This is a genomic window from Syntrophomonas sp. UBA5494 (assembly GCF_002426325.1).
Genome location: NZ_DIPG01000079.1, coordinates 12,917 through 17,584 on the forward strand (window position 1 = coordinate 12,917; position 4,668 = coordinate 17,584).

Annotated in this window: 3 protein-coding genes, 1 pseudogene and 1 other annotated feature; all 4 genes and pseudogenes read left to right on the top strand. The window is 48.4% G+C overall.

What is annotated here, in order from left to right; genetic code table 11:
- The first annotated feature begins 125 nt into the window (after nucleotides 1–125).
- The 4 genes and pseudogenes from gltX to B3W37_RS08875 all read left to right on the top strand — a co-directional run bounded on the left by gltX (nucleotide 126) and on the right by B3W37_RS08875 (nucleotide 4,565).
- Nucleotides 126–1,568, top strand: a complete 1,443-nt coding sequence (gltX, locus tag B3W37_RS08860; protein WP_483175434.1) for a glutamate--tRNA ligase — start codon at nucleotides 126–128, stop codon at nucleotides 1,566–1,568.
- Between the two features lie 73 nt (nucleotides 1,569–1,641).
- Nucleotides 1,642–1,870: a binding site (T-box leader), on the top strand.
- 23 nt (nucleotides 1,871–1,893) lie between these two features.
- A pseudogene (cysE, locus tag B3W37_RS08865) lies at nucleotides 1,894–2,628 on the top strand (serine O-acetyltransferase); the annotation flags it as partial.
- A complete protein-coding gene (cysS, locus tag B3W37_RS08870; protein ID WP_483175436.1) occupies nucleotides 2,567–4,159 on the top strand; it encodes a cysteine--tRNA ligase in 1,593 nt (530 codons plus the stop codon). The pseudogene cysE and the gene cysS, both read left to right, overlap by 62 nt.
- On the top strand, nucleotides 4,152–4,565 hold the full coding sequence (locus B3W37_RS08875; RefSeq protein WP_483175437.1) for a Mini-ribonuclease 3: 414 nt from the start codon (nucleotides 4,152–4,154) through the stop codon (nucleotides 4,563–4,565). The genes cysS and B3W37_RS08875 overlap by 8 nt, the downstream gene beginning before the upstream one ends.
- Nucleotides 4,566–4,668 lie beyond the last annotated feature (103 nt).

Here is a 4,668-nt window from a genome sequence, read left to right on the forward strand (position 1 = left end):
CCCGGGCTATACCTCACCGCCGGGGTGGAGTTTTATAGGGGAGGTTGATGGGGAGCTTAGTGATTAAGATGCGTAAAGCGCTGATTTCTAGTATAATTACCAGGTGTAATGAGGGAGGGAATTCAATGAGCAAGTTAAAAGTGAGATTTGCACCAAGTCCTACCGGCCCGCTGCATATTGGCGGAGCCCGTTCAGCCTTGTTTAACTATCTGGCTGCCGCCCATGACGGCGGAGAAATGGTGCTAAGAATTGAAGATACAGATTTGGAACGCTCCAAGCGGGAATATGAAGATGAGATTATTAAATCTTTACGCTGGCTGGGCCTGGAGTGGTCTGAGGGTATAGATGTGGGCGGAGACAATGGACCTTATCGTCAGACGGAACGTCTGGATATTTATCAGCAGTATATTGATAAGCTGCTGAAAAGCGGCCAGGCTTACTATTGTTTCTGTACCGAAGCAGAACTGGAAGCTGAAAGGCAGGAACTGCTAAGCCGGGGGGAACTGCCCCGCTATCTGGGCAAATGCCGCAGTTTGACCGGAGAGGAATGCGAAACCCGCATAAAGCAAGGGGAGAAACCGGTGGTGCGCTTCCGAGTGCCGGAAAACCGGGTTTATACCGTAAATGACCTAGTCAGGGGCCAGGTTAATTTTGAAAGCAGCAATATAGGCGATTTTATTATTGCCAAATCCGACGGCATACCCACCTACAATTTTGCGGTAGTAATAGACGACAATCTCATGGGTATAACCGATGTTATCCGGGCCGAAGAGCATTTGTCCAATACGCCCCGCCAGTTGATGATTTACGAAGCACTGGGCTTCGACACACCGCGCTTTGCCCATATTTCTCTGATACTGGGGGAAGACCATCAGAAAATGAGCAAGCGGCATGGAGCCACATCACTTATGGCGTATCGGGAAATGGGTTATCTGCCCGAGGCCATGTTTAATTTCCTGGCCTTGATGGGATGGTCGCCGGAAGGTGAAGAGCAGATTTTGAGCCCGGAACAGATCATTCAGGCCTTTACCCTGGACCGGGTATCCAAAAGCCCGGCCGTATTCGATCTTGACAAGCTTAATTGGATAAACCAGCAATATTTAAAACAAAAAACAAGCGGAGAACTGCTGGATCTGTTAAAATCATTTATTGAGCAAGGTCCTTATGCCGAGCCATTTTTCAGTCTGGATGCAGCCAAGCGCAATATTCTGGTAGAGGCCGTACGTGATTATCTGGTTGGTCTCACCGATATAACCAAATATTTGGAGCTCTTTTTCGCTCCGCCTCAATATGAAGGTGAAGCCCTGGAGGTTCTGCAGCATGAAGGGGTAAAACCAATGCTGGAAGCATTCGCAGAGCAAGCCCAGGATTTTGAAAATCCGGACCAAGCCAAACAGGTTATCAAGGCTTTTATCAAGCAAAATGGACTTAAGCCCAAAGATGTATATATGCCGCTCAGAAGCGCTTTGACCGGCAATATTCACGGGCCGGAGCTGAATTCACTGCTCTGTATATGGGGTAAAGAGGAATGCCGGAATCGCATTAACCGGGCCTTAAGCTTAAGATAAATTAATTTATTCCTAAAATATGACAGTTGACATGTTAAAGATTGCCTGCCTATAATTAAAATATATAAAAATAATAAATGCTGGGAATGGGAAAAGTAAGCGCCGATCGCTGCCAGAGAGAGAGGGTCACCGGCTGAGAGCCTTCTCATAGTATGAAGACGCTGAAGTGCGCCCTGGAGCAGGCCAGGTGAAATTAAGTAACCCGGTCCGGTGCAAACCGTTATCTTACCAAAGCAGGAGTGTCTGCCAACAGGCGCTCAAACAGGGTGGAACCGCGGAAGCAAAAACCTTTCGTCTCTGAAGAGATGAAAGGTTTTTTTGTACTTATATTGAAGGAGATGAAAATATGCTGGCTACTTTTAAAAATGAAATCCAGGTAATTTTTGAGCGTGATCCGGCTGCTCGCAGTGTTATGGAAATTTTGTTTTGTTATCCCGGTTTTCGTGCCATAATAAATCATAGAATCGCACACTATTTTTACAAGAAAAAATTCTTTTTCCTGGCCCGTTTAGTTTCACACTGGTCACGGCATCGCACTGGAATAGAAATCCATCCTGGTGCCACGATCGGCCAAGGCTTATTCATTGACCATGGCAGTGGTATAGTGATCGGGGAAACCGCTGAAATAGGGGATAACGTAACTCTCTACCAGGGAGTAACCCTGGGGGGGACCGGCAAGGAAAAAGGCAAACGTCATCCTACCATTGGCAATAATGTTACGATAAGTACCGGAGCCAAAGTCCTTGGTTCCATTTTCGTAGGCGATAATGTCAAGATAGGGGCAGGTTCTGTTGTGCTGAAAAATGTGCCCTCCAACTGCACCGTAGTCGGAGTGCCGGGCCGTATAGTGGTCAAAAACGGCAGCCGTATAAATAATTCAATCGATCTGGATCATAATCTTCTGCCTGATCCGGTAGCCGATGCTCTGGTCATAATGCAGAACAGAATCGAAGAATTAGAGAGAAAAGTTGAACATTATGAAATGGAGGAGGAATTAAATGCGAATATACAATACCCTAAGCGGAAAAAAGGAAGAACTGGTACCGTTAAATACGTCTGAACTTACCATGTATGTATGCGGGCCTACCACCTATAACTACATTCACCTGGGCAATGCCCGCCCGCTGGTAGTATTTGATACCGTACGCCGCTATCTGGAATTCACCGGACTAAAGGTAACCTATGCCCAGAATTTTACCGATGTCGATGACAAAATCATCAACCGTGCCCGCGCAGAAGGGGAAGATCCCATTAAACTGGCGGAAAGATACATCGGGGAATATTTTAAAGATGCTGATGCGCTGGGCATTAGACGGGCTAACGTCTATCCGCGTGCCAGCCAGCATATCGAAGATATGATAAAAGTAATCTCAGTGCTCATAGACCGGGGCTATGCTTATGAAATGCAGGGTGATGTATATTACCGGGTACGGGCATTTAAGGAATATGGCAAGTTATCCGGCCGGTCGCTGGATGACATGCTGGCTGGTGCACGCATAGAGGTGGACGAACGTAAACACGACCCGATGGACTTTGCACTGTGGAAAAACGCCAAACCGGGCGAGCCTTCCTGGGACAGCCCCTGGGGAAAGGGACGCCCGGGCTGGCATATCGAATGCTCCGCCATGTCGACCAAATATCTGGGTGAAACAGTTGACATTCATGGAGGCGGAAATGATTTAATCTTTCCCCATCACGAAAATGAGATCGCCCAGGCGGAAGCTTACACGGGCAAACCATTCGTCCGCTACTGGATGCATAATGGTTTTATAACTATCAATAATGAAAAAATGTCCAAATCGCTGGGGAATTTTTTTATCCTGCGGGATGTCTTGAAAGAATACCCCGGAGATGTGGTGCGCTATTATCTAATCGCCACCCATTACCGCAGTCCGCTCGATTTTGACCATGAAAAACTGGAAGAAGCACGTAAAGCCTTGGGACGGCTTAAAACCACCTTTACTCTGGCCCAGGAATTCATCGCTGCCGGACCGGAGCTCGAGGCTCAGCCCGATGCGGCTGGGCAGGATTTCCTGGCTGAAGTCAAAGAGCAGGAAGAAAAATTCCTCGCTGCCATGGAAGATGATTTTAATACCGCCCGGGCCCTGGGCTATCTTTTTGAGATGTCGCATACTATTAATGCTTTTGTGGCTGCCGCCGACCGGCAGATGTCCTCCAGTCGGGCTGCCGTTCGCACGGCTCTAAGCATCTTAAAACAGTTGGGTGATATACTGGGAATTTTCATGGAACAAACCCGGGAGGAAAAGCCGGTAGCAGACGAACTCTTAAACCTCCTCCTGATTCTAAGGAAAAAGGCCCGGCAGGAAAAGAATTTCAGCCTGGCGGACAGCATCCGCGATTTTCTTAGCCGGTTGCAGATCACCATAGAAGATACCGCCGACGGGAGCCGGTTCCGTTATGAGGAAGTGCCGGAGGAAGGAAGCCTGATAGAATACCTGCTCAGGATGCGTGAGGAAGCCAAGGCCGGCAAAGATTATGAACAGGCTGATTTTATCCGGGACAAGCTGAAAAGTACGGGAATAATTATTGAAGATACACACGAAGGAGCACGATGGAAGTTTAATGCATGAACCATTGGATGAAAAGACTTTAAGAGAAATATCCCCTGTTTTACTGGCTTATATCGGCGATGCCGTATTCGAACTTCTGGTCCGCACTCATGTAGTAGCGGACGGTAATCGCCGGGTAAAGGATATCCATCTGGATACCGTGAAGGTGGTCAGGGCCGAAAGCCAGGCCTCGGTGGTACGCCACCTGTGGGAAGAACTGACTCCCGAGGAGCAGGATGTGGTCAGGAGAGGCCGAAATGCCAAAAGCACGGCCCCCCGTCATGCCGACCCGGGTGATTACCATTTAAGCACCGGTTTTGAAGCCTTGCTGGGATATCTCTACTTCAAGGGGGAGCAGAAAAGAGTATTATACCTGGTCAACCGGGCTCTGGAAAACAATCATACCTCCAGCCCGTCCCGAGGATAGGATGGAAAAGGGCCGCTTCCCGTTGCTTTCACATAAGCAATAAACCAACCGGGGGACATTCCTGATTTCGAAGCGGAAGCTGAGAGGAAGGTGTGTCCCCGGC

What these genes read in the sequence shown, in the direction of transcription:
- B3W37_RS08875 (WP_483175437.1), top strand. Translation starts at nt 4,152, where the DNA reads ATGCATGAACCATTGGATGAAAAGACTTTAAGAGAAATATCCCCTGTT.
- gltX (WP_483175434.1), top strand. Translation starts at nt 126, where the DNA reads ATGAGCAAGTTAAAAGTGAGATTTGCACCAAGTCCTACCGGCCCGCTG.
- cysS (WP_483175436.1), top strand. Translation starts at nt 2,567, where the DNA reads ATGCGAATATACAATACCCTAAGCGGAAAAAAGGAAGAACTGGTACCG.